We start from the raw sequence: 25,020 nt of genomic DNA on the forward strand, positions 1-25,020 counted from the left end.
TCCAACCTGCCTTGATTTGCGCATGGATATAGTTAACTTCGATAGTTGGCAGTTGGGTCTGCTTCCGACCACAACGACGCTTATGTCGCTGATAAGTCTGAAGATATTGGTCGATGGTTTTACCGTCGTTGAGGAAACGATAAACACGATAGATGGTTTCTTGACTACGCTGAAGTAATTTAGCAGCCCGATAAGCTTTAATACCTTGATACCAAAAATCAGCTATGAGAGTTAATTCACGTGTGGTAAGATGTTTATAGGTCATTTGTGATTGCCTTTCTTTTGATTAGGGATATTCAAAAGTCTATCACAAATGGCTTTTTATTTTTTCTAACTTAATTTTACAAACGACGTCAACTATAAATAAAAATCAATTTAGAATGTAACCTTACCGAAAGTAATTTTTGTTAATTTAGCGCTATTAATCATAAACTACTTTATATATTAAGACTAACAATTATTTTATACGCATATTACAAGTTATTTAGTACGGTCGAAGGAGTATATGAACTGTATTCAAATACTCTAAATTTATTTTTGGGGTAAAAGTATTGTCATTTAAGAATGGAGTTAACATTTTAATTAAATTGATTATTTTATAGCATTCTCTAATGAATAAGTGATATCAAAAAGCCTATCTCAATTCATTTTACCCGTAGGTTTTCTAATAAAAATACTTAGTAAATATTTATCAACCCCTCTTAATTATTTTTTAATTTTTCATTGCTTTTTTCACTCTATTATCGCATAATTGCTATACATAGCTGTTTGAAACATGCAATTTTATTTCCTGCGATAATTATAATTCATTAATAAATTCAAAAAATGATGAACATCAACTTTTGGAATTTTAATAAAGGAATAATAGCTATGAAAAATAAAGATTATATACATCGTGTCCCACTATTTAATGATTTATCTAATGAGGGTAAGGAGTATCTTAAAAGTTTACTACATCACAAAACTTTTAATAAAGGAGATCTTATTTTTTCACCGAATTCACAAGATGAGCTAATTATTGTTGTTTTAGGCCAACTGAAAGTTTATAAGTTGAATAAAGATGGAAAAGAACATATTATCCGCATTATCGGCGCTGGAGATTATGGTGGAGAAAATTATTTGTTTGATTTGGAAAATACATCAGTTTATGGGACTGCTCTAACCAAGACTGAAGTATACATTCTTTATAAAGCAGATTTTCACAAATTACTAAAAATAGACTATCAAGTTGGACAAAATCTTTTAAAATTAAACGCTAAAAAATCAGTTGAATTAGAAAGGCAAGCGCAATTACTATCTTTTTATCGTATTGATGCCAGATTAGTAGCCTATTTAGAAGATCTTTATAATGATACTTATAATGAAGAAGAAAATCCTATTACCCTCCCAATGTCACTAAAAGACCTTGCAAGTTATTTAGGTACTAGTGCTGAAAGTCTCTCCCGTTGTTTTAAGGATTTTGAAACAAAAGGCTGGATAGAACGACATCACAGAAAAATTATTATAAAGCCAGCTTTTTGGGAGGAATTTAAGTAAGTTTTATGCGGATAACATAATTTAATAGCTATTTATATCCTGATATTAACTAAATTTGACATTGAAATAGAATGAATTTTGAAGAATTCTTGTCATTCAATTGACTTTAAACTCTTCATAAGCAAAAAGATGGCGACCACTGAGAAAATTTTCTCGCGTCGCCATCTTTTTTATAATTCTTCTACTTGCTTATACAGCTTTGAAATCACTTTTGGCGGTAAATTACTACTTTCAAGGAAGTTTAGTAACTCATCACGGTTAATACTTCCCGCTTTGATTCCACCGATAATCTCACTTGACAGTTTGGGATCATCCAAATTAATTTCCATTTCAGAAATCAATTCAGCAATGTCTTTAGTCCTTAACATTTCATAATTAGTCCATCCCCGGTTCCATGGGCGTCGAATATTTGTCGCAATTAATACTAAAAGTTTAATCAATGGTTCATTAGCTTTATCCTGCTTTACACTAAGGCCATGCTCCTCGTTTAAGAATACAATGACCTTAGTGATAGCCTTATTTACGCTTGATAATTCGAGCTCATAATCACTCATTTTCAATTGGTAAAGGGATAGGAAAGCAGCACCTTTAAGGTCGTCTCCAGATAATCCATATTGGTTAGCAAGCAACTCTTCCAAGTCTTGCTGATAGTTACTGATATTGGCAAATGGATTAAAGTTATTATCAATTAAGACTTCTTTTTCTGGAATATAGTATGGAAGGCCCTGTTGATGTTTATAAAACGAAGGCAGTCTATCTCCATCTTTAATAAGAAGTGGACTAAAGATGAAAATTTCAGGAGCAATATCAACATTCTGAAATGCTTCTCTAAAATCAATGATACAGTATTCCATCGTCATTTCGTCAAATTTATTTTGAATGTATTGATCGAAGCGCTCTTTATCAATTGATGGATTTTGGGAATGAATAATTTGGTAAGCTTGTTGTGCAGAAATAAGACCATACAAAGCAACAAATGATTTAAGATATTCATCAAGCATTTTATCAGTTTGTGAATCAAATACTACTGGCAGCTTCTCTGATTCACTAAATAATGAAGCGAGGAAATCCTCGATCGCTTGATCTTCACCTTCATCAAGGTCGACCGGGTCTTTTTGCGTATATACGAGAATGTCATCGTACTCATTATCACTAATAATATTTTTATCTTTTAAGTACTTTGCCAGTTTCTTCAAGGAAGCCTTAATATTTGTTCGTTCTGTTTTTTCTACTCCGTGAAATTCTAATTCATCAACACTACTATGAACATAAATATTGAAAATGGTGCTCAAACGATAGGCAGCCCATTCATTAAGATAAAATCGCAAGTTATCTCGATAGCGGCGAACAGTTTTAGCACTATAATTACTCTTGGCATCAACAAGGAAAAGGTCTAAGAGTTGATTATTTGCATCTTGGATTTGTTGGATTACATTATCCACCTCATCGGCAGTAAGGTCTTCTCCATCTAACTGACTTAATCTTCTTAACTTATTAGTAATTTCTTTTAAATATAATTCTTCAAAATTTACGTGTTTAATGTTAAAAGGTTGAGCCATTTCGATTATCTTAACTGTTTCGTCTTCACCAACATAAATTCTGCCTTTTCGTTGTACCTTCTTAACCAATGCTTTTGCTAAGTCTATTTCACTGACTATGGTTTTAGCTTGTGGCTTTATAACATTCTTGTAAAACTTAGTTATAGTTTTTATTTGCAAAGGGTGAATCGCTTTACTGATTTGCCAATCCCTACCTATGGCTAAGTAATCTGCCAATGATTCGGCAGACAACCCCAATTCTTGCCAAATTATTGCTAGTTGTTTCTCAAAGCGCTCTTTAATTGTCTGTTTATTTTTAGCATTTACATCAAATAAGATAATTGCCATGGTAGTAGCATCATTTAAGAAAATCATGTTCTTTTTGCGTTTAGCGGTGTAGTAAGTAGCATGCCATGAAAAAAGCGGATTAGCTAATGCTCCTGCCACAGCCTCTTCGCTCATTGCTTGTTGATAAGTATTAAATAGCTTTTGCGCTTTCTTTTCGACGTTAATAAACACTTAGTTTCCCCCATCTCTTTTCGTAATCATTACATTTCCATCTTCTGGATTTCCATAGACTTCATAAGCACCATTGAGCTTAATTTCCCGATAGTCTTGACCAGCATAGTTTCCTTTAATCGTATACTTTCCATTTGGTAAGGTGCCAACAGGTTGGAAGAGCTCTGGTACCGGCTTTTTATCTGTGACAATAACCTCAAATTCGCCGTCTACTCCCCCATTGCTAAATGTCAATTTTTGATTAGTATCATCATTAATAATGACAACTTCAGCTTTATCAGTAGTTTGACGTATTTCTTCTTCCATTCTAAATTCTCCTACCTTTTTATTTATTACATTTTACAATTATCATCCCCATTTTGCCAATTATCTTTATTGATATTCATAAAGAATAATTTGCGGTATACTATTAATAGACAATTTATTGCATTAGGGGTGCCCATAGTGCTGGGCTGAGATATGCAGAGATGCATGGACTCTAGAACCTGTAAGTTAACGCTTGCGTAGGAAAATGCACCGGACTTTAATACTCAAAGTAGGTGTATCTCCTACCTTGAGTATTTTTTATTTAAGGAGCTAATTTTATGGTACAACGTCAAATTGACTGGTCACTAATCGATCGGGTTCGTGCTAAAAATCCGATTGTTCTTAACCTGGCCAATTTAGTAACAATTGATAAAGTTGCCGATGCCGTTAGTGCGGTCGGAGCGTCGCCAATCATGTCTGTTGAACCTGCTGAAGCGGATGAAATGGTGATGCTAGCAAATGCCCTTTCGATCAATCTCGGAACAATTAATGAGCATCAGGCAACACAAATTAGAACGGTTCTGCGAGCAGCCACGCCACTAAAGCCCCTCGTTTTAGATCCAGTAGCGGTAAGTGCGGTTCCATCCCGCTTAAAGTTTGCCCATTCATTGCTAAATGATTTTCATTTTGATGTTATTCGTGGCAATGCCAGTGAAATTGCGGCTTTAGTAGAGGCTGACAATACTAGTCATGGAATTGACGCTGGTAAAGTTCCTAACCAGGTTCGAATTGCCGAAACGTGTGCCCGGCGTTACCGTTCAATTGTAGTCCTAACTGGTGAAACCGACCTAATAACTGATGGGCAAGTTATCTATGAAAATCCCTTTTCTGCTGAGATGTTAGCGATGAATGTGGGGAGTGGTGATATGCTTTCTAGTATCATCGCTGCATTTTTAGGAACCACAACTAATACTTGGGATGCTTGTATTGTTGCGACAGTTTTGGTATCTGCTGCTGGAGTATTAGCTAACCGTTATTCAGTCGGACTCGGTTCGTGGCAAGTACAATTTTTTGATCAGCTTTCGATTATGGACACGAAAGCATTACTAGAATTTTTTGCAGAAAGTTATCCAGTTAACCATTCTTAATTATTCTTGCAAATAATTGATGTATATAATAGGTAGAACTAAAAACGGTTAATCATTTTTAACTATTTTTGATGTTTGTTGTACAAAATTTCTTTCCCTTTTTTACCCCTTTTTATGATTTAACGGCACCCCTCAAACGAGAGATGCCGTTTTTAATTTTATCGTTTATGTATATATTATATCATTCTCCAAATAGATCAGCTAGTCTAGCAACTAGCACAAAAAAAGCCCTAGTGGACGTTACATTTTCTGCAACAACCACTAGGGCTTAATTATTTACATCTTAACTGCATACGTCAGATGAACATCGTAATCATCTTCTTGATCGGCTCGACAAGCTAGAGCATTCCCATTCATCGAGAACTTGCCAATTTTGGCATTTTCACTGTTCCACCAGAATGTAAAGTTTTCGGCTGCTTCTGGCAATCCATGTAACAAGTCATGCCATGAGCTGCTAGTAATTCGAACTTTTACCCGAAGATCACATATACCATTAACAACCACTCCATGCGCATAGCTTACTGTTGAGTCTTGCCAATAGGGGCTAGTCTCATACGTTCCAATCTTATACCACGAAGTCCAATTATCACTATTGTACTTTCTGGAGCGAATAAACATCTCTCCGGAATCACCCTTAGTCCAGACTTGGCGGGTGTAATGTTCACCGGTAATTACAGATAGTTCACCCCACTCGCCTGGCAATGGTGAATTGGCAAAAGTACCGTTAGTTTCATAATAACCGTTAGTTCTTATATTGTTAAAGTCACCGGATTGCAGAATGTGGGTAGTATCGTTAGCGTTTTGCCCTGCTGGCCCTTGTGGGCCTTGAGGTCCCTGCGGTCCACGCTCTCCTTGAACTCCCTGTGGTCCTCTATCACCTGTGTTTCCTTTAGGACCTGTTGGACCTGTCGCCCCCTGTATCCCTTGTGGACCAGGGTCGCCTTTAGGGCCTTGAATGCCTTGTGGGCCACGTGCTGGAATTTCTAAGTTAATATCAGTAGGAAGCATTGTCTCACCTCCTAAGCATTTACCAGTTTAACGTGCCAATTACCATCAGAAGCGATATATGGTTGATAGGTTGCTCCTGTAGCCCCTGTAGCGCCTTGCAGACCAGTATCGCCTTTCTCTCCCTTAGGGCCTTGCGGACCGGTAGCACCAGTTTCTCCAGTTTTACCTTGAATGCCTTGTACTCCTTGTGGACCAGTCAAACCTTGTGGGCCTTGCGATCCTGTATCTCCTTTATCCCCTTTAGGGCCTTGAATACCTTGAGCACCGGAAAGGTCACTAATATATTTAAATGTCTTGCCGTCCCAGACATACATCTTTGAATTATCTGGATCAGCAACTTCACTTGCGATCATTGCAAAATCACCGTCTTCAAAGCCGGATCCGTTGCTTGCTTCCATTGCCACAACAGATCCAAAGGTCTTTTTAATATTGAAAGCTTTACCTGCTGGTCCTTGTGGCCCACGTTCACCAGTTAATCCACGTTCGCCTTGCGGACCTTGCACCCCTTGCAAGCCTTGAACTCCCGGATCACCTTTATCTCCCTTTTCACCTTGTACTCCTTGAGGACCACGAGCGGGGATTCCCAAATTAATATCATTTTCTAAAGCCATTAGTCTTTACCTCCTTGAATTAACTTCACGTGCCAATTACCATCTTCGGCGATGTAAGGTTGCCATGTATCTCCTTTTTCGCCTTTTTCACCACGTGGAATAGTAAATGTTATTAAATTTTTCCCATCTTTATATTGCTGTTCAACTTTTACTTTTGAATCTGGATTACCCTGTGTAACTTTAACTATCAAATTCAATCCAGCATTTTCAACGGCTTTATTAACTACGTCTTGAAACCCTATCTTTTTTATAAAATTCCCATCACTATCCATAAGATTTGGTTGCACGGTAAACGGGATTGTTGACCCTGGTGATGGATAGATATGCTTTTGCTTATTTCCATTTTCATCAGTATATGTTTCCCAAATTTCAAGAGTATAATCGCCTGGATCGAGCTCAGCAACAGAAGCTGTATTCAATTCAAGCCTAGTGCCATTAGCCATAACGGGATATGTGCCTATATAATATCCGTTACTTTGGGCAATCTGTGCTTTCCATGTATGAGTTGGGTTGAGTTTAATGAAGACATTGTTAGCACTTTTGAGGTGAATGATGATTTTATCAGTCGTATCCCCGTGTTTAAAGACATTGTTCATCAGCTCATACTGCGAATCTTGAATGATCGTATCATCTGCCATATGCACACCTCCTCGTATTATTTAAATGTGAGTTGTGTCTTGTCGCCTTTGCTTTCAGCACTAAATGAATGCACAAGAACACTAGTTTCTGTTTTGCCATCAACTACTGGCATTGCTGGCCCGTTAAACGGATCAAACCAGTAATCAATATGATTCCCCTCGCCTTGCTCATTATCCGAATAACGAGCAATGATTTGTAGCTTGCGCCCAACTAGGCTAGTATCGTACTTGAACTCTCCAGTAAACCCAGATTCCTCTGCATCGTAAATAGACGGCTTTGCTTTAAGCACATCACCACGCTTTACCGCATCGACTTTGACCCGTTGCAGCTCATGCTTAGCATTAACATCGTACAAGATAAGGAATCGATTTGCCTTCCCTACTGCCTGATCGCTGGCGAACCAGCCACTAGCCCGCAGTTTGCCGGTGTATACAACCGTTCCTAAACTATCGAGGCAAGCGGCACTTTGCGTCAGATCAATCTTGCCGTACCAGTCGGCAAAGTTGCCGTTGCCTGCTGGGTCATCAGTGTACCGAAAGATAACGTTAAGCTTCTGACCAGCCATTGCCGTTGTGTAGTCAAACGTACCCGTAAAGCCGGACTGGTTAGCTCCAGCAATGTTAGGGAAAGCCTCCTGCACATCAGGGCGAATCACAACGCTTGCCTTTGTACGTGCTACTTCCTTACCATCTTTTGTTGTCAAGATGATATAGCGGTATGCCTTACCAGTTGCCTTATCAGAGGCAGCCCAGCCATTGATTGTTAACTTGCTACCTTTGAAGCTGACACCGTCTAAACTTCCACCGCTGGTGATTTGAACCGGTTTAGTATTAGGGTTAGCCATACGGTCCCATGCGTCACTATCGATATAGAAGATTGATCGGTCCACATCGTCACCGGTAAATTGCCATCCAGTAATAGCTTGAAATGCGCCGGAACCTACAGCCATGTTAGGAAGTACCCAAGAATGCCAGTTCATTGAAGCATACTTAGCTACCCAGAGCCCGCAGTCCTTAGCGCAGTTGGCGACCTGACCTAATGCACTTTCTTGAACATAGAGTAAAGGCCATACACCGGTAAGCCGGTGCACTTCATCGACAAACTGTCGTGCCCAAATAGTGCTTCCCCAGCTAGCGTTTTGGTTACTCTCCCAGTCAAGGATTAAGATTGCCTGCCCAACGTAGTTCTTAATGTTATTAATAAAGTACTGTGCTTCACTAACAGGATTGCCACCACCGGCGTAATGATAAAGGCCACGCTTTTTGCCAAGTTGACCGGCTAAATTCCACTGGTGATTACACTTAGGATTTACGTATCCGGTACCTTGTGTAGCCTTTACAATCACTCCTTGAGCATGTGAGTCGCGGATGATGCTGTCAGAGCTACCACTATACACGTCTACTGTATATAAGCTCATCACTATTCCCCCTCAACGTTTACACGATTTTTTGCGGATTTGATTGCTTCCATCACAGGCTCATCGTTTGTCTGGCTTACTACGACACCGGTTGTCGGTTGTGCATCAGGTGTGATTGTTGGTGTAAGTGGTGATTTCTCATAAGCTGATTGAACTGCTGCTTGTACCTGCTTCATATCAATGTTGATCCCCTTGTTTTCAAGATATGCTTGCACAGCAGTTGAAGCGGCAACAAACTTCTCTTGACCTGTCATTGGCTTACCTACACGGGCATTAACTGCTGTCATGGCTACTTGTTCAAGTAATGCCCACGCTTCTTTTTGCTGGGCCGTTTTAGCGTGCTTAATTTTGCTTTCGATGAAAGGTTTGCCTACGCTAAAACCAAAATAAAAGAGCCACACAAGTAGCCCTGATTGAAGAATCCAGTTAACGATGTCGTTTAGTGTTTTCATGTTGTTCCTCCTTGTATTGATCACTTAACTTATAGATATACTTCTTTAACCATTCGGGCACTGGCAATCCCATTTGCCCCCAGTTTTCGATAATTGAGACAGCATAAAACATAATATAGAAGCCCACAAATGTATCAGCTGCATTTTTCATTCCGTTTAATTCAAGCATTGGATAGAGTGTTAATGTAACTAACAATAGAATCCCGTGCTTAATCAATCCCGCTGTTCCTTTACTTGAAGTTGTGTGATGAGTAATAACGCTTTTTGCAAAGCCTGTTACAATATCAATGATGACTACCCAAACAAACAGCCAAATTATTTGATTATCTTTCATTCCTTGAAAATGTTGGAAATATAATTGATGGTATGGTGGCACTAGTGCCACCGCTAATAAGTGCATCGGTGCTATTCCTCCCATATAAAGCCGCCCATAATAAAAGCCCCGCTCGATTGAGTGAGGCTTATTTATGTATTGTGTATTTCTGTGGCGACAAGCAATGCTAGTAATTTACTGTAAAATCTTTACCGGTGTTAGTCAAATATGTGTAGTGTATTGCATAACTATCGTTGGTATCAGCACGAATGGTAAGTTTTCCACCTCTACTAATAGTTGCAAAGCCAATCTTAGTTTGATCATTTCCATAAATAATAAACCTTTGATTATCAAATCCCGGTAGTGGAAGGCCCGTGATATAGTCTTTCCAAGTATTAGAGTTAGTATTTACTTTACAATCAACTTGAACGGTACCGCCGTTTTGAGTTACATGCAGATCTTGAACTTCACTTGTTGCATTGGCATTAATTGTGATAGTTCTACCGTCACTCATCCATTGTGACCAGTTAGGGTCTTGGTCTTTACGATACTGTTTCCAACAAGTGATACGTGGATCTGTTAGTGAAGTCAAGACAATTTTACCATGATTGTGATGACCACCAGTACAAGTGAAGACATAAGCAAAATCACCAGGTACATCAACACCCGTTGCAGCAGCAACACTTGATCGCCAATACTTAATGGTTAAGATACCAGTTAACTTAGCTCCGTTAACATATTGCGATTCATTAAGTCGATCCTTAATACCATTAAGAAAATTATTTAATTCATCTTCATTATTGATTTTAGCGTAGCCATAGATAGCTGTATCACTTTCATAAAATGTTTTTAGATCATACATAATCGAACTGTAGAGGTTCATTTTTTCTTCGCCAATTTTACTCATTGCTAATGAGTTAGCGTTATCTGCTGCCGTTGGCTTACGGATATCGAAAGTGAATTGAAGCTTACGATCAGCAGCACCATTGTCATCCATATTCTTATTAATCTTTGACTCACGAATGTTGATGGAAGTCGATCCACCACCATCCATACGCCAAGCGTTCACACAACCGGCATCAATAAACTTCTGAGCAAATTGATCAGCAGTTAAACCATCATCGACCATGCTTCGACCATCACAGCCAATAACGATCCAAGTACCATCCGGCTTTTCACCTAAGCCTAATGATGGATAGTGTTCAGTAACTCGTCCACCAGCACGTAAATTATCAGTTTGATCATTATCAGAGTTAGCATAACCTGACTTTTGTCCATTTTTTACTAGCGGATAATAAACGGTAAAAGCTACCTGTGCACCGTCTTTAAGCATCTGCTCTGCTGATGTACCAGCTTGATACTCACGAATTGAACGATCACTCATAATTGCTAAGCTCTTCATACGGCTTGGATATTGTTTGGAAGCATCAGCTTGGTGAATTATTTTACCACCAGAAATAATATTCCCATTCATATAAGTTTCACCAGGTCCAATTCGAATTGAGGCATCTCCGTTAAGTGTTACCGTTGTGTGGTACTTACGTGCCCATTCATTAGGTGACAACCACTCTTGATGATAATTCATTTCAGGCATAATTAGATTCCCGTGCCAATCATTTTTAGGAATTGTTACTGTGTAACAGGTCGTATGATTAGGATGATCACGAGCAATACTATAACCAATTTCATCATAATAGTTATTATCTTTGTAATTGATTTGTTCAGCATCTAAGCCATTATCTAGTCGAATATGATAATCCTCAGGATGACTATCCTTAATTTGGTAAACTGCTCCGTCACCGTCGTTATAGCCATAATAACCAAGTGTTCGAACCACATCACCATTTTTAAGTGATTTATCTTTCTTCATATCAGCAACTGTCAAATAAGCCTTATTCTTTGCTAAATCAGCCATCTCTTTAACTTCATTAGTCAGTTTATCTTTAAGTTGGTTAAAATCTTGACGCTTAACAAAATCTTCGTTCTTAATTTCTTGTTGCAAATTATCAAACGCTATTTGTAAAGTCTTGAATTCTGCATCGGTTGCTGTTGCAGACGCATTTAGTTTCTGCATTAAGTCTTGAATTTTACCGGTGAAATCGTTAACGGCTTTTTGCAACGATGCTTCAGCATCAGATTCTTTTTTATTAAGATTTTTAATGAAATTATCTTCTTTTTCGTTGATAGTTTTCAAAAAATCAGTTAAAGGTGAAATATAATCAGCCGGAACCAATCCTTCGATAACTTGATCAGCTAAAACTTCAAACTTAAATTCCAGCGTTGCGACGTTCTTGTATCCTTTGAAGATACGGAAAAATGCTTGCTTGTATTGCCCAGCAACAGCAAAAGCTGGTGCTGGCATATCAAAGCGAAACTTTCCTGTCGTTGGGTCAGCGTAGAAGACTGCATGACTGTTATCCAATACTCGATGTGTGCCATCCGGCATTAATCCAGAGAACATTACATTACAGCCCGTCAAATCATAAGCTGAACCGTCTTCATGAACAATATCGACAAATACTTGACGCAAACTGTCTTCATATTGCCGTGTTTGGATCCAATTAGGATTATTACCATAGTCAATATCTGAGCGGTTTGCGGTTTTGGCTTCCAGCATTGTCAAAGGCCTGTAGTCTTTGCCGATTACGTAGTGTAATACTTCTGCCAATATTTTTACCTCCTATTTTATAAAAATCATGTCCCGAACATCCAGCCTATCAACAGTCAGATCAATACCTGAATTTGTTTTAGTGTATTTAATTTGAATTGGTTCTGGTGACTGATCTAGGTGAATTTACGTCTGATTTAATAATTCCTTCATCAACTAAAATCTTGCGAAGAACAATTTCAATCGTTTCTTCATCAGTTCCAAGAGCAACTCTCTTTAGACGATCTCGCCAATAAGAATCAACTTCTTTCAGTTTTTTGTACGTAACTCGGCTCTCTTCTAAATCGAAACAACGTTTACTTAAATCATCATCCCCCTTTTTTCGTAAAATAACTTCATCAGCAAGTTTTTTGTCGTCGCGTGCATCATCAGCTTCGATTGCTTCAAAGTTTTCAGTTAGCTGACCTGGTAATTTAGCGTTTGTTGTCAAATCCTTCTTATGAGGTAACTCTAAACTCATTGACTATCACCTACTTTCGTGAATACGGGTTGCCCGTCGTTGCTGACGGATAAATAAAAAGCCGTCCCATCAGGCGACTTAAATTTAAGCTTTTCAATTGGCCATTCTTGCAAAATTGGAACGAAATTTTCGGCGTCCTCTTTTCTATAGACCTTACCCATCGTTGTAAACTGCGGAAGCCATGTGACACCATTATCTGGAGTACAAGCAAGACAATAAAATCCGCTCACCGGATCAATCATCCTTTTTAATATCAAGGATTGATCAAATTGTGGTGTCTTGTTATCTGGAGCAACTGCTTGCAAAGGCGGTCGCTTGTCATCCTTGCTTTCAGTCGTCTTATCATCTGCCATCTAACGTCACATCCTTTCCTTGCATAAATTGAGCTAAACGGTTCATTTGAATTTGACTATACTTTGGAGCTGTTAGCCCTGTTTCTTTTTGATTGTTCGGATTAGCAAAATGGTCTTCCCGTTTGGTTCCAATCGAAACACCTCTCTCTGGAAGACTGTTATTTCGATTTATCTTTTGTAAGTCCTGTGCTAATGCGTCAACAAAGCTCTTCAATTCAAGCCCTGTGTTCCTATACGTGAGCTCTGGTGCTTGCGTCTCATTAAACGGATTACCGCTATAACCAACTAAGGTCTCCCATGATTTAATATTCATTTCGGGAGCATATACCCTAATTTGATAACCAAGTGCAACTGTGTGCCAATCGTCCATTGTTGTAGTAAAAGTCGTGTCCGGTTCATGTTTAACCGTGTTAGCAACAAACGCTTTTAACGTATCCATATCATAGATACTGTCTTGAACGATCGGCGCTCCTACATGCACTCCATAGCGTTTTTGACTATCTTTGTCAACGTAATGGTAATACAGCGAGTAGTAGGTTTCTGATGTGGTACTAGAAGTAGTTCCACTATCGCCACTATCACTAGTGTCGCCACTTGAAGCACCACCATTCTTAATAATTTGCAATGGATCTAACCAAGTGCCGTCGTTGGTAAATGCCTTACTAAAAGCGCCTGGAATTGCTGCTCTTGTGATGCCTAAGTGAAGGTGATTGTTGGTTCTAACGCCAATTACATCACCAGTTTTGATCTGTTGACCGACGCTAACAGACACATTATTACGATTAAGGAACGCTTCTTGATACTCACAGTTCAAACCGGTGCTGTCCGTAATAACTACGTACCACAAGATTTCATTGCCACCCCATGAAATAGAAGTAACGGTACCACCATGAACCGCATGCACTTCTGAACCCGGATGATCAACTGAACCGAAATCAAGGCCATCATGAAAACCGTTTTGACGGAAACCACCACCAGGCTGTACTCCAAACAATTGACCACTTGAGAATGAACCTTCACCAGTACCAGGAAAAGGCCAGCCCCAACTATTATCAGTTGCCGGCTTAGCTTGAATGGTAGCTTTGCTAAGGGGTGCACCAGACGGAGACCAACCATGCCGACCGGTAATTTGTCCAAAACAATTGGGAATATTGAAGAAAGCAATTAGCTGATCAAACCCACTTAAAATATTGGTATAAGGAGGACGACAGTAATAGTTAAAAGTACCTGGCTTAAATTGAAGCAAACCAGTTGCCCGACCATCACTCAAGCCATCAGTACCACCGAGAATTTTCTCGTCACCACCAGATTCAAGCTTAATCTGTGCCAAAAGCACGCCTAACTGTTGATCGTTCATTGAAACATCCATCACGTTAGCAGCATTTTTAGCAGCTTGTGACCAGTCCCCATTAACAGCAGTCGTGACACCATTGCTGACCCCACCAGTTGCCGTAACAGTAGTAATGTCTTTCTGAACCTTACCTCCATAAACCCAGCAATCGTTGACCAACTCGTTGCCATCGCTTTGTAAATCAACTTTCGTCATGTTATTTAAGTAGCGGAAAGTCTCATCGCTACGGTGCTGAATTGAGGGTAAGTCATATACCCGTAATGTATAGCCATCTGGGTACCAAAACGCCCCATATGAAGCAAGATTAGAGCCTAGCCATTCGTATAATGATCCTGTTGCTTCGTTTGCCATCTTTGGGAAGGTTCCATAGATAGCAAGTTTTACTCCTTGATCGTTATTGTCAATGAATTTATGGAGTTGTTCTTCAAGGCTATATGTTTGCTGAACATCAGTCTGTTTAACAGTCACGGTTGTACCTGGCTGTTGGTTGTCCTTATTATCATCGCTTGAATCGCTAGAACTATCAGATCCCGAACCGCTAACATCTGGACTATCTTCTGTTGGCTGTTTGGGGTCTATTCGGATATTCTTCATCAAATCAATTAGTGCATGAGTAGCTGTTATTTGTAATGTTGGTTGACCAGTCTCATCAACACCCTCTTCCATTTGCTGAATTGCAAAGAATTGACGAGTCCCATCGTCATAAGCGTATTCAACGTATCGCTTCATCTTTGCCAGCTTATAAGCCTCCGCAAATTGGTCTGTATAGGTTAATGTAAGCGAGATTTCGTAAGCAGAGCTCAACTGATAATTTACTTTGAATGAGTCGTGTAAGTCGCTATAGTCAACTGCTTCTCCTTGCGTATTAGAAAAATTATCCAATCCATTCGTTAATACAACTTGATCACGTATCATGAGAACCACCACATTGGAAAATCAAATTTGATCGTGCCTTTAAAGTTATCGATTTGAAAATCGTTTTTGCCAATTTGAAGAGTGAGCGTATCGGGAGTGCAGTTCATGGTATCGGATTTACCATTAAGGATTTCACGAACTCCATCAATAACAAATTGACCATCGAAAGAAGAATTGGCCGATTTGCCGTTTATCTCCATCCCAGCACGAGTGATCGCATCACCAGTTGTTTTATTGGTAATCTTCAAATTGCCATCTGAATGACCGTCAAGGATTATTTTTAAGGGGTGTCCGCGCCGGTCAGGGTCAATTAACACATTCCCTAAGTTATACACGCTAAAAGTGTTAGTAGTGAACGTATATTGTGGATCTACTCCTTCCGGCATATCGTTACTGACTCCCCAAACATCATCTGGGTAATCTTGGGAAGTACCGATCGATCGGCTTAATCCGTATAAGTCAGTAAAAATAACGTTGCAAGTCCAGTTCTTTTCGTTGCTATACGTGGGCTTATCCATCTTAGCGACAACATAGTACATGCGATGAGGCCAGTTAGAAAAGCAGATCCAATAAGCTTCACGACTAATTAGAAACTGTTGTAGTGCATCATATTCAAGCATTGCATCAGTTTCACTAACACCCGAATACATCATCGACATTGTAAAGTCGCGAGTGTCGTAAGTAGTTGACAGCAACCGTGAACCATCTTGTAATCCAACTTTACGCAAGTTATTTGTCCGAGTAGCCGGTTGAACGTCAGGTGGAACAGTGCAATAGACACTTTCAAGCGCTGGAACGTCAAAACAACTCGTCCAGTTTTTACCGTCTGGACTAATAGAAAATTCATAAGGGGTGAACACCGGACTCCGAATGTCACCGTAACTGTAAGCATGTGGCTTATCAGTTCTTGTTGAAAATACTTGTAACAAACTGCTTATACTCCTTTCTAGTTTTTGCGCAATCTCCACGTTTTGCCTTGTCGTTTACTTACATAATCAGTTACATTTTCACCGTCCATATAAATGTTGGTATCTTGACTTTCAATAGCAACTAATACTTTTCCAAGAAGATCAATCATCTGATCCAGCTTAGAATTACCGTTGCCAGTTGATGAGTTAGCCGGTTGAGCCTGCGCAGTAGCTTCAAAAGCTTTGTCAAGCAATGGTTCAGCAGATATCGCATAAGGATTTAACACAAACTCATGGTGTTCCGGATTGTCACCAACCCAGCCAAACATTTGAGAGGTAATTTCTCCACCAGTAGCCCAACCACGACCTGGAATACCGAATGATTCCCAACCACCTTCACCACCATGCTGTAAGGCGTTAAAAGCGGCAAGAATTTGATCAAATCCGTTCATAATATTACCGTGACCATGCCAAATCCAGCTTCTAAATGTACGAGGTTTAAATTGAAGCAAACCAGTTGCATGACCATCAGCCAAGCCATCGGTGCCTCCGATTGCGCCTGGATTACCGCCGGATTCAGTATTAATTTGAGTAAGCATCTTATGCAACATAGTAGGTGTTAAAGCAATGCCTTCCATCTTAGCGGCACGTTTAATAAATGGCTCCCATCGAGCTACCCCAGCGCCACCCGGATTAGACTCTTCGAGCTTATCTAAGATTGGCTCAAGATTTTTCTTAAACCAATCAGAAATAGGTTGTGTAAGCTTATCCATTGCACCATGAGCAACGTCGGCAAAATTACCTAGTCCCTTGTATAATCCGCTAGTTGCTTTCTCTAGTAATCCTTTAGTAGCCTTCAATGGATCATCTAAGAAATCCATAATGGCGTCTAGTTTATTGCCCAGCCAACTGCCTAGATTTTCAAGCGAACCTTTAGCCCAGTCGATACCTTCACCGATAATGCCACCATCAGCAAAGTGCTGAGCGCCGACAATACCACCAGTAGCATAACGTGAAACGCCTACAGCATTCATGATCTGTCGTGTTTCGGCACCACTATACACACGGGTACCTTCCGGCAAGAAACCAGTCCAATTACGCTCTTGTGACATGAACAAGTTGCCATCAGGCGTTTGGACTAATTCTTTCCAATCAGGGCCATCGCCATCATTGATCACAGACAAGTGCCGATGAACAGTTCCACCCTGTGCAAAGTGAACATGGCCGAGCTTATTAAGCCCTGTACCATGACCAGTGAAGAAGCTCCAAACCTTATTAATTCCACCGATACCAGCGTTAATAACGTTAATAACGCCATTCATGCCGTCTTGAGCAGCTTGTTTAATACCGTTCCAAATTCCCCTAAAGAAACTTGAAATGCTATTCCAAACAGAATGCCAAATGCTACTAATTGTATTCAGCGGACCTGCAATGGCGCTATGTAGCATGCGCATACCATTTCCACCTAGTGATGTAATAGTGTGCCAAATGCCAGAAAAGAAACTAGCAATTGCATTCCAACTAGTAACCCACACCTTTTCAATAGCCTTAACAGCGGGACTTATCAATCTTTCGATCGCCTTCATTCCGCTGGAAGCAGTCTTTTTCAACGACTTCCAAACGGTGCTGAAAATGCGTGCCCAACCGTTCCAAACACGATTCCATAACTTAGCAACAGGATCAAACAATTTGCCAAGCCACTTTGAGAAACTTTGCCATTGCTTTTGTACGGTCTTAATTAAAGATTTGGTACTGTTTTGCAATGGCTTTATCAATGGTTTCATTAGGGTAATACCAATTCCAACTGGTAGTGCCAAGCCAATAACAATTGTTTTAATAATTGCTTTACCGACACCCTTAAAGAATTTTGGTACTTGCTTCGCAAATTTTTGGAAGCTCTTGCCTAGTTTAGATAAGCCCTTGCCAAATGACTGCTCCCAATCATATTTACCAGTAAAAAGCTTCTTTATCGCTTCACCGGTTTTATTAACAATGTCTCTGAACGGCTTGATTTTCTTATAAGCTAATACAAATCCAGCTACTAATGCAGTAATTGTTATTATGGCAATTCCAAATGGATTTAAGTTCATAACAACATTAAGTGCCATTTGTGCAGCTTCAAGAACTTTTGCGGCTCCAGAAACGGCTAGAAGTGCTCCTTTATAAGCTAGTAACGCAGTCTTGTATGTAGTTGCTACTCCAGCAACTACACCCATAGCGATACCAACAGCTTTAATTGGAGCAGCAAGAGCGCCTATTCCTTTAATCCCTTTAGTAGCTTTTCCTAGCGGATTAACAACTGCATTAACAGTTTTTCCAATCAGTTTAAATGCTTCGGCAATTATTTGTAGTGTTGCCTTAAAACCTAACCAAACGCCGCTTCCTAGTGCCTTGATAACGCCGCCTAATATGCGGTTTATTCCACTCATGCTGTTTAAGAACCGAGATATACCCGTAATTGCGCCATTAAAAACATTAGCGATATTCTTACCAGCATTTTGGAATTCTTTTAACGTATGAGGATCTGATACCCAGCCAGACAATGATTTATAAATCGGATTTTGGGCTTTTGTAAACGGCTCAACTAATGCACCGAGTAGACGAGGAGCGGTTGTTTTGATAATCCGTCCCATACCATCAAGCGTATTAGTAAAGTTCTTAGTAGCATCTTGGTATTTGTTTCCCATGCCAATAAGGACATCATTCATCGCCTTAGAACTAATCTTACCAGCGCTCATCATGTCATTCAGTTGTTGCATAGTAAGATTCTTGTTGTGAGTTGCATCACGCTCATAAGCTAATAATTCTTGCCGGAACTTTGGAAACACATTCTGAATTGACAGCATGTCTTGTGCACTTGCTTTGCCATTACCAACCATTTGCGCCCATTGAGTCGAAAAGTTCTCAATAGACGCATCGCTTTGATTAAAAGCATCCTGTAACGTCAAAACAGCCTGCGAAAGGTCTTTAGTTTTGCCAGCACTATTTGTAACAGCATAGAATTTTTGGTTTAAATCATTGACCATTTCAGTCGAGTTCTGCGCTGAAATAGCAAGTTTATTAGTCATGTCGACCATTTCTTGCCCTTTAGAAGCAGACCCAGTCAACGTATTCCAACTGGCAATCATTGTCTGTTGCTGGCGTGTGTACTGATACCCAGTAGCAATTAGACCTTTTAGTCCGTTACCGATAGCATAAATACCACTAAGCACCGCATTACCAATAAATGTTCCAGCCATTACATCATGAAGATTTGAAAATGACTTCTTAGCTTGATCAGTTTGATTCCGTACATTTTTAAGTGATCCCGAAAAGCCATCTTTTATTCTCAACCAAACCGATTTCTGTTCAGGTACATCATGTATCTTTCGTGAGAATGTTTTTAGCTTATTATCATCAAACTTTGCTTTTAAGTTGAAAGATTTAGATGTTGGAATCCGGTCAACTGCGTCATTAAGCTTTTCTGTTAGCATCCTAACTTTCTCAATACTTTCACGAGAAGTATTTGCTGATTCTTTAACCGCTTGGGAGGCTTTACGAGCAGAGTTTTCGGCATCGTTACCCATCTTTTTCCAATCTTCGCCAGTATCAGATACTTTCATACCTGCTTCTTTAGCGGTGGAAACTGCTTCTTGCATAGCTTGACGGGCTTTAGCGACACCTTGTGTAATTTCATCACGGAATTTCCAGAGAAACTCTTTTTCAACTACGGGACTGCTCATATACTATCCACCTCCTAACATCTTCATCAGTATTTGACTAGCAAGCGTATTTTTAGGTTTCTCAGGCTGTTCGTCTCGTCCTTCTGCTATTGAGTCTGCGATAGCTTGGTTTCTATCCGCTAACTTCTTAATCATATCAGGGACAGACTCTTTTAATTCGAGTGGGACAGTCTGCTGTGGCACCTGCTTAGCAAACAAAGTCTGGTCTCTTTGATCTGCTAAATGGAGTTGGTAGCCTCGCTGGACTGCTTTAAACTCCTTCGGTGTTAATTCTTTTAGTTCAGTGGGTGTGAGTCCAATTCGTCTTGCTTCGGCGATGATTCTTGTGGGGTCATCAACTGTTGAAGCTTTGTTGTTGAATCGTCGATTTGGGTCATACCGATTTCCATTTGATCTTTCTTGTCTTCGTCCGTCATGGTCTCGATATGCTTCTTCATAGTAGCTGTTAGCTTGTCGTTGTTCTTGATAAATTCGTTCAACTTCCGGGCTAAAAAATCATTAGCTTGTAATGACTTAAGAATGTCATCAAAAGCTGCATCAGTCGCCTTTTCGTCATTAAACATCGCTGTTTCAAGTGCTTCTTCAACGGCTGTCGCTGATGGTTGAGAACGATTGTACCATGCAAAGGAATGATGGTAAGCAGCGATAATCATATCAACGTTCTCATCAAGTAAGCCATTGACTAATGCTGAGAAGCCGTCTTGACCGTTCTTTGCTAATGATTTATCGTCTCGTGTTTGTAAATAAAAGCCATAGTTTAGCTTTGGAGTGAATACTGCGGGTTGTGCTTGTGGGTTTACTTGAACTGTTAATGCTTGCATGATTTAATTCCTCCTGAAATTACTTAGGTTGTGCTGGTGTTGTTGAACTACCGTTGTTTTGCGAATAAACGTCCATTGGATCAGCGATTGGGTCCATAGTGCCACCCATATCAGTATTATGAGCGTATGTGTAGAGCTTTAATCCAATCTGATAAAGTGCTGGTTCCATTTCATCTTGATTGGTTACACCTTCTTGTGTTTCACCATCAATGTTGTAAGTGATGTTTGAGTGAAGCAAGTTATTAACCGCTTCTGTTTGTGGCACCCCGTTTGGATAGGCCTTTCCAAATAAGCCGGGAACAATAAATTTAGTTGGATCTTTAGGGTCTTTCCTCATTCGATTAAAGTCAAAACGAAAAATCCCTAAACGTACTTTTTCATGAACACAACGCCGCAAACTGCGTTGAATGTAGTTATCACTCTTGCGCCAATAGCTATCAACAACAAAGGTTTCAGTTGTAGCCCCTGGAGCGTGTAATGATCCACCTTTTAAGTTAACTGCGCTTGTTGCCAAGTTATCAGTAGTTGAAGTAGCAGCTTGAAGCCCTAAAAGGTGAATTTTGTCTTCTGGCTTATCCCACTCGAACATACATCCGTAGACAATCTTGTCCGCCAAGCTCATAGAATTCGGATCGATATTAGCGTCACTCGCTGTAAATCCTGCCATTTTTAATCATTTCCTTTCTTGATTGCTATTCCGTAAGTAATAAAGTCAAACAAAAAAGCCGCTCTTTTAAGCGACTCTCCTTGGTATGACTCATCAACTAAAATACGCACGCTGTAATCGTCAAATTCTGATCTCCAGTGTGCGCATCGTACTTGTTGCATAATGTTTCTGACTTGATTGCTAATATCTAGCAGTATATCAAGTCTATCTATTTTGCTGTAAACATCCACAGAAATGGTAAGTTTAGTTTCCTCCATCCCCTTATAGGAGCGAGGTTCATTTTGAATATTGCTTAAATCAATAATCACTTGTGGATATTCAGCATTGTGTTTTTGCCCGTCATAATAAACGGGGGCTCTTACCTGATGAAGAGCCTTTTTAACCTGCACAATTAGGTCTGCTTCTGGTCCCATATTGCCTCCTACTCTAATGCTTGTCGCATTGTATCTTCAAACTTCTTTTCAAGGTGAGCGGCTACCTTTTCGCCACTTGGTTTCATGAATGGCTCTTTAGGATTTCTCCCTTTGCCAAATTCCACCGCAGTACCATAGTAATAAGCGTCTTCATTCTTTGAGGGCTTATTAACTTTGCGTATTTTCTTCACCCCTTGGCTGATCTGCTTACGGGCTTTTTCAGCGTCCTCAGCAGTTGCGAGAGGTACGACACTAACTTTCATACCATCTTCGCTAAATTGGGGCGTGATACTGCCTTGAAGCGTCCCAGTAGGTACATAACCGCTTTTACTATGACCTACCTTTTGGCTTTCAATTTTTTGTGCTTCGTCTACTTCTTCAGCAGCCGCATTGCGAATAAAGATTTTACTAGCCGCCTTTGCCCTAGCATATTCACGATTAAACTCGTCCATCGCCTCAGGCATTCTCAGTCTTGCTAAGTTTTGGGCGACTGCTCTTGCACGCTCAAAATCGCTAGTATTGACAGAAAAATTAACACGTGGTAAGTTCTCGTAGCTATCATTTGGCATTGAAGATCACCTCACTGTTGACGATGTAGAAATCAGTACGATTGAAGTGCCGTCCGACTTTTTGAATCTTCCTGGCACCTCTACCACTGTTCTGGTCATAATCAGCAAAACCAATTTTATCCGCTTCACATTCGCCAAATACTCGAACGATAGTAGTGTCGTACATTTCACCATTACCTAGTGTTAGGTTCGTTCGCTTAATGTTAGCTTTTACCTTTTTGACGGTTGTATTGCCCTCAAAATTGAGGTCATCACCATCGTTGGCTGTCTCAGTAATCAAATAAACCGTCTGATCGTATCGCATTAGAACCACCCGATTGCATTTCCAGTTAAATCACCCTTACCAGTTGAATCAATCCAAGCTTCAATGTCAGGTAAATAGTCTTTTAAGTCATTAGAGTTAAAGGTCATTGATAGCCCTTCTTCTGAAATGCTATTCATACCCTCGTTATGAAACTTGTTGTACTTTGTTAACGTTAACTGATCGACTAAGTAATTTAACTCAGTAGGGAAATTATTGTCGTCAAGATACTTGCGGATATAAACCATAATGGCTTGCTTAGCCTGCACGATATAAGCTTCAACGCGTCCTTTGTCAGCATCGTCTAAATCGATTCCTAATAAAGTTTGCATACGCTGAATATCGTTCGTTGCGTCTAATTCAGCCATTTAATCACCTCATTACTTAGTAGGCGTTGGGTTTGGTGTAGCAGCCTGTTTAATAGCCTCATCAGTGGTTGTGAACTTAACGTAAGGCATAATCTTAGGATCAAATACTCGGTTCCAGTATTTACCATTTGCTAAGTCTTCCATGCCAGGGAATGGCTTATTTGGATTATCTGCTGCGAATGCTGATTCATTCCAGCTCATACCTTGTGGAGCTAATACAAAGCGACGACGACTAATAAGGTAATCAACACCTTGGAAACGTAATGCGTCACGACCTGTTTCAGCAGCACGTGGTGTTGGTAATTCAGACCAGCCAAACGCACCAGAAGCAAACAAGTAGCTAGTGTATACACCATCCTTAACAGGCATTGTGTCATCAACAATTACTCGTACACCCTTAATAGAATCGCCAGGATTTGGGGCTGAAATTTGAGTTGGTAATTGATTTCCGTTAATTAAAATGGTGTTACCAGTCTTTGGATCAGTGATATTAGCATTTTGCAATTCTTTCAAGATGTTTGAGTGAACTACAACAGTAGCAAGGTCACGGTAACGATCACCTAATTGGAAACGTGCTTCATTAAAATTTTTAAGTGAGAACGTGTTATCGCTTCGCCGATTGTCAGCAGCGTTAAATTGATTCTTATCTTTCATACTATCTGAAGCATAAACACCATTCATAGTACCTAAAAGAATCTTTTCGTTAATATGACGCCAATAAGTTTTAACAGAAGTACCAATGTTACCAAGTGGATCAGTTCCAGATAATTCACCAGAAAGATCAGTAGCACTCCAGGCTTGTAAGAATCCGTAAAGCCGGGCTTGTGCTAATTGAGTACCAATAGTATTAAGCGTAATGTCTTTAGTATCATCAATGTTTTGTGGGGCTACGTCTTCAAGAGGCTTGAACATTGGAATGTTAACCAGCTTACCACCACCTGTAAAAGCAGAAGCGATACTAGGCACCGCTTGAATTACACCTGATAGAAAGAATTGATCCTGTTCTACGGATTGTTGAGCTTGATATGCCGCCCAACCTTCAGGAATTTGCATATTTGCTAATTGTGTAGCTTTTTGAATATCAGCCATTTACTATTCACTCCTTAATTTATTTTTCCAACATAAAAGCCCTGCTTTGGTTGCGCTTGTGCAATCATTTGCCGGGCTTTTTCTGGATCTTGATTAAAAATTTCTTGTTGTTTAGTGATATTGAATGATTGTGCAGACCAAGGATTATCACTAAGTGAAACATTAGAGCCACCGTTTCCATTAGTTGGATTTTGCTTACCTCGCATAAGCTTTTCAGTGGCTTCCTGTACCTTCTTTTGAACGTATTGATCTAATAAACCTAAACGTTGTGACGTTTCCTCCTCATCAGCACCCATAACGAGTGGTAGCAGATCAGTAGTAATACCTTTATCAATCAGCGTTGACTTAGTTTTTACTTCCCGCAATTGACGGTCTAAGTCTTGCTCTTTCTTCTTGACAGCATCTTCACGGTCTTTTTGCTCCGCTTTGGTCCGTTCTTCAGCGGACATTTTGGTACGTGCAATCGCCTTATTAATAGCATCTTGCTTTTCCTGCTCAGCCTTTTGGCTATTTGCCTGTATTTTTGCATCAGACTTAGCCTTTTCTTTTGCAACTTTTTCCGCAATCAAAGAGTTAATAGCTTCTTGCTGTTCAGGTGTGAACTCTACTTTAGGCTTTTCGCCTTGCCCCTCGTTTTGAGTTGGCCGATTATCCTGTTCTTGTACAGGCTGTTGAGTTTGAACTTCATTTTCGTTTTCCATTATCAATACCTCCGTTTTACGCCCGTCGGCTTATTCCGTTTAACCTCCGTCGAGGGAACCCGTCCGCTCTTTAACGCCTGTCAACACGTTTGAAGGCATAATAAAAACGGCTATCTAATTGAATAGTCGCTTTTATAAATCGTCCTTAATATTTGGTTTTGGCAGATTGTAAAATTTAAGTTGAACATTTAAGTGGACAGAAAAACCCATCAAGGTCTTTAATGGTGTTACCACAACATTCCATTAGAAAGAAGGACCTTAATGGGCACCACTATTTTATCATTCCA

General features: G+C 39.8%; 25 protein-coding genes, 1 pseudogene and 1 riboswitch. Of the genes and pseudogenes, 2 read left to right on the forward strand and 24 right to left on the reverse strand.

The features are described 5' to 3' along the window. Positions 1-265: pseudogene (locus CBG10_RS04645) on the reverse strand (IS30 family transposase); the annotation flags it as partial. Between the two features lie 605 nt (positions 266-870). Here CBG10_RS04645 and CBG10_RS04650 point away from each other — a divergent pair. Beyond that, positions 871-1,536, forward strand: a complete 666-nt coding sequence (locus CBG10_RS04650; protein WP_094511806.1) for a Crp/Fnr family transcriptional regulator — start codon at positions 871-873, stop codon at positions 1,534-1,536. 170 nt (positions 1,537-1,706) lie between these two features. Here CBG10_RS04650 and CBG10_RS04655 read toward each other — a convergent pair whose 3' ends face one another. Together CBG10_RS04655 and CBG10_RS04660 are read right to left on the reverse strand one after the other, a co-directional pair. Beyond that, positions 1,707-3,593, reverse strand: a complete 1,887-nt coding sequence (locus CBG10_RS04655; protein ID WP_094511808.1) for a DUF6933 domain-containing protein — start codon at positions 3,591-3,593, stop codon at positions 1,707-1,709. Beyond that, on the reverse strand, positions 3,594-3,899 hold the full coding sequence (locus CBG10_RS04660; protein ID WP_094511810.1) for a hypothetical protein: 306 nt from the start codon (positions 3,897-3,899) through the stop codon (positions 3,594-3,596). A 115-nt stretch (positions 3,900-4,014) separates the two neighbouring features. Next, positions 4,015-4,120, forward strand: a riboswitch (TPP riboswitch). A 57-nt stretch (positions 4,121-4,177) separates the two neighbouring features. On the opposite strand from CBG10_RS04660, the gene thiM reads away from it, so the two are divergent. Beyond that, positions 4,178-4,987 (forward strand): hydroxyethylthiazole kinase, encoded by an 810-nt coding sequence (gene thiM / locus CBG10_RS04665; protein ID WP_094511812.1) that lies wholly within the window; start codon positions 4,178-4,180, stop codon positions 4,985-4,987. 276 nt (positions 4,988-5,263) lie between these two features. Here thiM and CBG10_RS11170 read toward each other — a convergent pair whose 3' ends face one another. The 21 genes from CBG10_RS11170 to CBG10_RS04770 form a co-directional block, all read right to left on the reverse strand. After that, a complete protein-coding gene (locus CBG10_RS11170; protein WP_094511814.1) occupies positions 5,264-5,995 on the reverse strand; it encodes a collagen-like protein in 732 nt (243 codons plus the stop codon). An 11-nt stretch (positions 5,996-6,006) separates the two neighbouring features. Then, positions 6,007-6,606, reverse strand: coding sequence for a collagen-like domain-containing protein (locus tag CBG10_RS11700; protein ID WP_094511816.1), 600 nt, complete (start codon positions 6,604-6,606; stop codon positions 6,007-6,009). Continuing rightward, positions 6,606-7,244, reverse strand: coding sequence for a hypothetical protein (locus CBG10_RS04680; protein WP_094511818.1), 639 nt, complete (start codon positions 7,242-7,244; stop codon positions 6,606-6,608). Before CBG10_RS04680 ends, CBG10_RS11700 begins: the two co-directional genes overlap by 1 nt. Positions 7,245-7,261: 17 nt before the next feature. Continuing rightward, a complete protein-coding gene (locus tag CBG10_RS11450) occupies positions 7,262-8,662 on the reverse strand; it encodes a GH25 family lysozyme (RefSeq protein ID WP_225361495.1) in 1,401 nt (466 codons plus the stop codon). 2 nt (positions 8,663-8,664) lie between these two features. Further along, positions 8,665-9,114 (reverse strand): phage holin, LLH family, encoded by a 450-nt coding sequence (locus tag CBG10_RS04690; RefSeq protein WP_094511820.1) that lies wholly within the window; start codon positions 9,112-9,114, stop codon positions 8,665-8,667. Then, positions 9,089-9,514 carry a phage holin family protein gene (locus tag CBG10_RS04695; RefSeq protein ID WP_094511822.1) on the reverse strand — a complete coding sequence of 142 codons (426 nt, stop codon included), beginning with the start codon at positions 9,512-9,514 and terminating at the stop codon, positions 9,089-9,091. The genes CBG10_RS04690 and CBG10_RS04695 overlap by 26 nt, the downstream gene beginning before the upstream one ends. A gap of 100 nt (positions 9,515-9,614) precedes the next feature. Continuing rightward, a complete protein-coding gene (locus CBG10_RS04700) occupies positions 9,615-12,095 on the reverse strand; it encodes a BppU family phage baseplate upper protein (RefSeq protein ID WP_094511824.1) in 2,481 nt (826 codons plus the stop codon). An 88-nt stretch (positions 12,096-12,183) separates the two neighbouring features. Beyond that, a complete protein-coding gene (locus tag CBG10_RS04705; protein WP_094511826.1) occupies positions 12,184-12,555 on the reverse strand; it encodes a hypothetical protein in 372 nt (123 codons plus the stop codon). Then, positions 12,552-12,908 carry a hypothetical protein gene (locus tag CBG10_RS04710; protein ID WP_094511827.1) on the reverse strand — a complete coding sequence of 119 codons (357 nt, stop codon included), beginning with the start codon at positions 12,906-12,908 and terminating at the stop codon, positions 12,552-12,554. The genes CBG10_RS04705 and CBG10_RS04710 overlap by 4 nt, the downstream gene beginning before the upstream one ends. Continuing rightward, entirely contained in the window at positions 12,898-15,174 is a 2,277-nt protein-coding gene (locus CBG10_RS04715; RefSeq protein ID WP_094511829.1) for a phage tail protein, read from the reverse strand. The genes CBG10_RS04710 and CBG10_RS04715 overlap by 11 nt, the downstream gene beginning before the upstream one ends. Further along, positions 15,171-16,103: a distal tail protein Dit gene (locus tag CBG10_RS04720; RefSeq protein ID WP_094511831.1), complete on the reverse strand. Its 933-nt coding sequence runs from the start codon at positions 16,101-16,103 to the stop codon at positions 15,171-15,173. Before CBG10_RS04720 ends, CBG10_RS04715 begins: the two co-directional genes overlap by 4 nt. 17 nt (positions 16,104-16,120) lie before the next feature. Beyond that, positions 16,121-19,804 carry a tape measure protein gene (locus CBG10_RS04725; protein WP_094511833.1) on the reverse strand — a complete coding sequence of 1,228 codons (3,684 nt, stop codon included), beginning with the start codon at positions 19,802-19,804 and terminating at the stop codon, positions 16,121-16,123. 3 nt (positions 19,805-19,807) lie between these two features. Beyond that, positions 19,808-20,002, reverse strand: coding sequence for a hypothetical protein (locus tag CBG10_RS04730; RefSeq protein WP_225359449.1), 195 nt, complete (start codon positions 20,000-20,002; stop codon positions 19,808-19,810). A 77-nt stretch (positions 20,003-20,079) separates the two neighbouring features. Further along, positions 20,080-20,625, reverse strand: a complete 546-nt coding sequence (locus CBG10_RS04735) for a tail assembly chaperone (RefSeq protein ID WP_094511835.1) — start codon at positions 20,623-20,625, stop codon at positions 20,080-20,082. Positions 20,626-20,644: 19 nt separating this feature from the next. Continuing rightward, positions 20,645-21,292, reverse strand: a complete 648-nt coding sequence (locus CBG10_RS04740) for a phage tail protein (RefSeq protein WP_094511836.1) — start codon at positions 21,290-21,292, stop codon at positions 20,645-20,647. A gap of 2 nt (positions 21,293-21,294) precedes the next feature. Beyond that, positions 21,295-21,705, reverse strand: a complete 411-nt coding sequence (locus CBG10_RS04745; RefSeq protein ID WP_094511838.1) for a hypothetical protein — start codon at positions 21,703-21,705, stop codon at positions 21,295-21,297. 8 nt (positions 21,706-21,713) lie between these two features. Next, entirely contained in the window at positions 21,714-22,157 is a 444-nt protein-coding gene (locus CBG10_RS04750; RefSeq protein ID WP_225361754.1) for a hypothetical protein, read from the reverse strand. 106 nt (positions 22,158-22,263) lie between these two features. Continuing rightward, positions 22,264-22,578: a hypothetical protein gene (locus CBG10_RS04755; protein ID WP_094511842.1), complete on the reverse strand. Its 315-nt coding sequence runs from the start codon at positions 22,576-22,578 to the stop codon at positions 22,264-22,266. Then, the gene (locus tag CBG10_RS04760) at positions 22,578-22,943 is read right to left on the reverse strand and encodes a phage head-tail connector protein (RefSeq protein ID WP_094511844.1); all 366 of its coding nucleotides are present in this window, start codon (positions 22,941-22,943) and stop codon (positions 22,578-22,580) included. Before CBG10_RS04760 ends, CBG10_RS04755 begins: the two co-directional genes overlap by 1 nt. 12 nt (positions 22,944-22,955) lie before the next feature. Next, positions 22,956-24,032: a phage capsid protein gene (locus tag CBG10_RS04765; RefSeq protein WP_094511845.1), complete on the reverse strand. Its 1,077-nt coding sequence runs from the start codon at positions 24,030-24,032 to the stop codon at positions 22,956-22,958. A 14-nt stretch (positions 24,033-24,046) separates the two neighbouring features. Continuing rightward, the gene (locus CBG10_RS04770) at positions 24,047-24,733 is read right to left on the reverse strand and encodes a capsid assembly scaffolding protein Gp46 family protein (protein ID WP_094511847.1); all 687 of its coding nucleotides are present in this window, start codon (positions 24,731-24,733) and stop codon (positions 24,047-24,049) included. Positions 24,734-25,020: the final 287 nt, after the last annotated feature.

It is taken from the genome of Limosilactobacillus reuteri, from assembly GCF_002254085.1.
Lineage (GTDB): Bacteria > Bacillota > Bacilli > Lactobacillales > Lactobacillaceae > Limosilactobacillus > Limosilactobacillus reuteri_K.

Coding starts and splice junctions, on each gene's coding strand:
- CBG10_RS04715 (WP_094511829.1), bottom strand. CDS start 15,174: ATGATACGTGATCAAGTTGTATTAACGAATGGATTGGATAATTTTTCT.
- thiM (WP_094511812.1), top strand. CDS start 4,178: ATGGTACAACGTCAAATTGACTGGTCACTAATCGATCGGGTTCGTGCT.
- CBG10_RS11170 (WP_094511814.1), bottom strand. CDS start 5,995: ATGCTTCCTACTGATATTAACTTAGAAATTCCAGCACGTGGCCCACAA.
- CBG10_RS04725 (WP_094511833.1), bottom strand. CDS start 19,804: ATGAGCAGTCCCGTAGTTGAAAAAGAGTTTCTCTGGAAATTCCGTGAT.
- CBG10_RS04695 (WP_094511822.1), bottom strand. CDS start 9,514: ATGCACTTATTAGCGGTGGCACTAGTGCCACCATACCATCAATTATAT.
- CBG10_RS04745 (WP_094511838.1), bottom strand. CDS start 21,705: ATGGGACCAGAAGCAGACCTAATTGTGCAGGTTAAAAAGGCTCTTCAT.
- CBG10_RS11700 (WP_094511816.1), bottom strand. CDS start 6,606: ATGGCTTTAGAAAATGATATTAATTTGGGAATCCCCGCTCGTGGTCCT.
- CBG10_RS04740 (WP_094511836.1), bottom strand. CDS start 21,292: ATGGCAGGATTTACAGCGAGTGACGCTAATATCGATCCGAATTCTATG.
- CBG10_RS04690 (WP_094511820.1), bottom strand. CDS start 9,114: ATGAAAACACTAAACGACATCGTTAACTGGATTCTTCAATCAGGGCTA.
- CBG10_RS04735 (WP_094511835.1), bottom strand. CDS start 20,625: ATGCAAGCATTAACAGTTCAAGTAAACCCACAAGCACAACCCGCAGTA.
- CBG10_RS04710 (WP_094511827.1), bottom strand. CDS start 12,908: ATGGCAGATGATAAGACGACTGAAAGCAAGGATGACAAGCGACCGCCT.
- CBG10_RS04650 (WP_094511806.1), top strand. CDS start 871: ATGAAAAATAAAGATTATATACATCGTGTCCCACTATTTAATGATTTA.
- CBG10_RS04660 (WP_094511810.1), bottom strand. CDS start 3,899: ATGGAAGAAGAAATACGTCAAACTACTGATAAAGCTGAAGTTGTCATT.
- CBG10_RS04760 (WP_094511844.1), bottom strand. CDS start 22,943: ATGGCTGAATTAGACGCAACGAACGATATTCAGCGTATGCAAACTTTA.
- CBG10_RS04750 (WP_225361754.1), bottom strand. CDS start 22,157: ATGGACGAGTTTAATCGTGAATATGCTAGGGCAAAGGCGGCTAGTAAA.
- CBG10_RS04765 (WP_094511845.1), bottom strand. CDS start 24,032: ATGGCTGATATTCAAAAAGCTACACAATTAGCAAATATGCAAATTCCT.
- CBG10_RS04755 (WP_094511842.1), bottom strand. CDS start 22,578: ATGCGATACGATCAGACGGTTTATTTGATTACTGAGACAGCCAACGAT.
- CBG10_RS04770 (WP_094511847.1), bottom strand. CDS start 24,733: ATGGAAAACGAAAATGAAGTTCAAACTCAACAGCCTGTACAAGAACAG.
- CBG10_RS04705 (WP_094511826.1), bottom strand. CDS start 12,555: ATGAGTTTAGAGTTACCTCATAAGAAGGATTTGACAACAAACGCTAAA.
- CBG10_RS11450 (WP_225361495.1), bottom strand. CDS start 8,662: ATGAGCTTATATACAGTAGACGTGTATAGTGGTAGCTCTGACAGCATC.
- CBG10_RS04680 (WP_094511818.1), bottom strand. CDS start 7,244: ATGGCAGATGATACGATCATTCAAGATTCGCAGTATGAGCTGATGAAC.